The sequence below is a fragment of the Actinomadura rubrisoli genome (assembly GCF_004349215.1).
GTDB lineage: Bacteria > Actinomycetota > Actinomycetes > Streptosporangiales > Streptosporangiaceae > Spirillospora > Spirillospora rubrisoli.
Window position 1 is genome coordinate 1 of sequence record NZ_SMKU01000625.1, and the last position, 2375, is coordinate 2375.

The window sequence follows — 2375 nt, forward strand, 5'->3', positions numbered from 1 at the left end:
GGCCCGAACGGACCGAACCCGCCGTCGCCCGCGTCGCCCAGACCGCCCAGGCCGGGCGGGAACATCGTCGCCACGCGCGCCTCGGCGGTCCGCATCCGCCGCGCCGCGTACCCGCTCAGGGCACGCCGGACCAGCGGACGGGTGAACGGCAGCACGAACAAGAACCCGAACACGTCGGTGACGAACCCCGGGGTCAGCAGCAGCACCCCGCCGACCAGCACCAGCGCGGCGTCGGCCAGCTCGCGGTCGGGCACGGTGCCGCGCTGGAAGGTCTCCTGCAGCGCGCGCCAGGCGCGGCGGCCCTCACGGCGGACGATCCAGCCGCCCAGCAGGCTCTCGGCGAGCAGCAGCGCGACCGTCGGCCACGCGCCGATGACCTGCCCGACCTGGATGATCGTGTAGATCTCCACGACCGGGATCAGCAGGAACGCCAGGACCAATACGAGCGGCAGCATGATTCCATCTTCGGGTCGCGGGACATCTTCCGCCCTGTTCAACGCCGGGACGCCCCCGAACGTTTCCCCGCCGCGCCCTCCCACCGGGAGGACGGCCGGCCCGGACGCGCGTCAAGGCGCCGGTCGGGGGCGCGCGTCGAGACGCGGGTCGGTGCGCGGGTCGGGGCGTCAGCGGGGCCCGCGGAGCCTGCCGACGCGGTCGGCCACGCCCCACTGGGTGATCCGCAGCGCCGCCTCGGCCATCACGTCCCGGCTCATCTTGCTGGTGCCGTGGACGCGCTCGACGAAGGTGATCGGCACCTCCACCACCCGCAGGCCCTGCTGCAGCGCCCGCAGCGCCAGGTCGATCTGGAAGCAGTAGCCGCGCGACTCCACCCCCTCCAGCCCGATCTTGTCCAGGGTGGCGGCGCGGAACGCCCGGTACCCGCCGGTGGCGTCGTGCAGGTGGAAGCCCAGCATCAGCCGCGCGTAGGTGTTGGCGCCCCGCGACAGCGCCTCGCGCCGCTTGGGCCAGTTCAGCACCTTGCCGCCGGGCACCCAGCGGGCCCCGATCACCAGGTCGGCGTCCTCCAGGGCCGCCAGCAGCCGCGGCAGCTCCTCGGGCTGGTGGGACCCGTCGGCGTCCATCTCCACCATCACGTCGTAGCCGTGCTCGGCGGCCCAGCGGAACCCCGCGATGTAGGCGGCGCCGAGCCCCGCCTTGCCGGTGCGGTGCAGGACCTTGACCTGCCCGTCCGCGGCGGCCATGGCGTCGGCCAGGTCCCCGGTGCCGTCCGGGCTGGCATCGTCGACGACCAGCACGTCCACGGGCGGCGCCGTCTCGCGCACCCGGCCGACGATGCCCTCGATGTTGTCCCGCTCGTTGTAGGTCGGGACGATCACCAGCACCCGGCCGAGACCGACAGGGATCTCCATCGGCGTCAATTCCCCTCGTTCCTTCTGGACGTTGACCACACCGCCGCCCCGGCCGCGACCAGGCCCAGCGCGGCGAGCACCCACTCGGGCGCCTCCCCCAGCCGGTCCGACAGCGTACGCGACGTGCGCGCCGGCACACGGGCGACCTGCACGGCGGGGACGAACTCCCCCGACCGGGCGACCATCCGGCCGTCCGGGGCGACGATCGCGCTGATCCCGCTCGTCGCGGCCACCAAGATCGTACGGCCATGCTCCACCGCGCGCAGCCGCGACATCGCGATCTGCTGCGGCGGCAGGCTCGTCCTGCCGTAGGTGGCGTTGTTGGTCTGGACGACCAGGACGTCGCCGCGCGCCACGTCCCGGACCTCCTTGTCGTAGGCCACCTCGAAACAGATCACGTCGCCGACGTCGACGGGCCCCAGCCGCATCACCCCCGAGCGGTCGCCCCGGGCGAAATCGCGCGGGACCCGCTCGAACCGCTTGATCAGCTTGGTGAGGACGTCGCGGAACGGCAGGTACTCCCCGAACGGGACCGGATGCCGCTTGACGTAGTAGTCACCGGGGCCGCCGCGCGGGTCCCACACGATGCCGCGGTTCTCGACCTTCTTGCCGTCGGGGGTGTCGGTGAGCGCGCCGACCAGCACCGGGACGCCGATGTCACGAACGGCGCCGTCGATGGCGGCGTAGGCGTCCGGCTCGGTGTAGGGGTCCAGGTCGCTGGCGTTCTCGGGCCACACCACCAGCTCGGGCCGGGCGAGCTTCCCGGCGCGGACCCGCGCGGCCAGCTCGTGGGTGCGCTGAACGTGGTTGTTCAGCACGGCCTTGCGCTGGCCGAGGAAGTCCAGGCCGAGCCGCGGGACGTTCCCCTGGATCACCGCGACGGTGACCGGCCGCCCGGCGGTCGGGGTAGGGATCAGCGCCCCGCCCCCGATGACCACCGCGATCCCGGCGACCGCGACCGCGACGGGCGCGGTCGCGGTCGCCGGGATCGCGGTGGTCATCGGG

At 73.6% G+C, this 2375-nt stretch carries 3 protein-coding genes; all 3 read right to left on the minus strand.

Going from position 1 to position 2375, the window contains the following annotated elements; translation table 11 throughout:
• Positions 1 to 455 (minus strand): FxsA family protein (locus tag E1298_RS46235; protein WP_243726255.1); only part of this gene is annotated, 455 nt, incomplete at its 3' end.
• Between the two features lie 168 nt (positions 456 to 623).
• Positions 624 to 1370, minus strand: a complete 747-nt coding sequence (locus E1298_RS46240) for a polyprenol monophosphomannose synthase (protein ID WP_131903704.1) — start codon at positions 1368 to 1370, stop codon at positions 624 to 626.
• A 5-nt stretch (positions 1371 to 1375) separates the two neighbouring features.
• Positions 1376 to 2375 (minus strand): apolipoprotein N-acyltransferase (gene lnt, locus E1298_RS46245; protein WP_131903705.1); only part of this gene is annotated, 1000 nt, incomplete at its 5' end.

Excerpts from the sequence above, each read along its gene's own strand:
- E1298_RS46240 (WP_131903704.1), bottom strand. The coding sequence starts at position 1,370 with ATGGAGATCCCTGTCGGTCTCGGCCGGGTGCTGGTGATCGTCCCGACC.